1 rRNA gene is annotated in these 970 nt (G+C 54.9%); it reads left to right on the top strand.

The features are described 5' to 3' along the window. Positions 1-970 (top strand): 23S ribosomal RNA (locus AC5V8P_RS25745); the annotation flags it as partial.

The raw sequence follows: 970 nt of genomic DNA on the forward strand, positions 1-970 counted from the left end.
ACAGGTAGGCGAGAAGAGAATTCTAAGGCGCGCGGAAGAACTCTCGTTAAGGAACTCGGCAAAATGACCCCGTAACTTCGGGAGAAGGGGTGCCTCGGTAGGGTGAATAGCCCGAGGGGGCCGCAGTGAAAAGGCCCAAGCGACTGTTTAGCAAAAACACAGGTCTGTGCGAAGCCGCAAGGCGAAGTATACGGGCTGACGCCTGCCCGGTGCTGGAAGGTTAAGGGGAGTGGTAAGCCCTTCGGGGCGAAGCTATGAACCGAAGCCCCAGTAAACGGCGGCCGTAACTATAACGGTCCTAAGGTAGCGAAATTCCTTGTCAGGTAAATTCTGACCCGCACGAATGGCGTAACGACTTGGGCGCTGTCTCAACGAGAGATCCGGTGAAATTTTAATACCTGTGAAGATGCAGGTTACCCGCGACAAGACGGAAAGACCCCATGGAGCTTTACTGCAGCTTGATATTGAATTTGGGTACGATCTGTACAGGATAGGTGGGAGCCGTTGAACTTTGAGCGCCAGCTTGAAGGGAGGCATCCTTGGGATACCACCCTGATCGTATCTAGGTTCTAACTTGGTACCGTGATCCGGTACGAGGACAGTGTCAGGTGGGCAGTTTGACTGGGGCGGTCGCCTCCTAAAGAGTAACGGAGGCGCCCCAAGGTTCCCTCAGAATGGTTGGAAATCATTCGAAGAGTGCAAAGGCAGAAGGGAGCTTGACTGCGAGACCTACAAGTCGAGCAGGGACGAAAGTCGGGCTTAGTGATCCGGTGGTACCGCATGGAAGGGCCATCGCTCAACGGATAAAAGCTACCCTGGGGATAACAGGCTTATCTCCCCCAAGAGTCCACATCGACGGGGAGGTTTGGCACCTCGATGTCGGCTCATCGCATCCTGGGGCTGAAGTAGGTCCCAAGGGTTGGGCTGTTCGCCCATTAAAGCGGTACGCGAGCTGGGTTCAGAACGTCGT

It is taken from the genome of Paenibacillus sp. N119s (assembly GCF_059447605.1).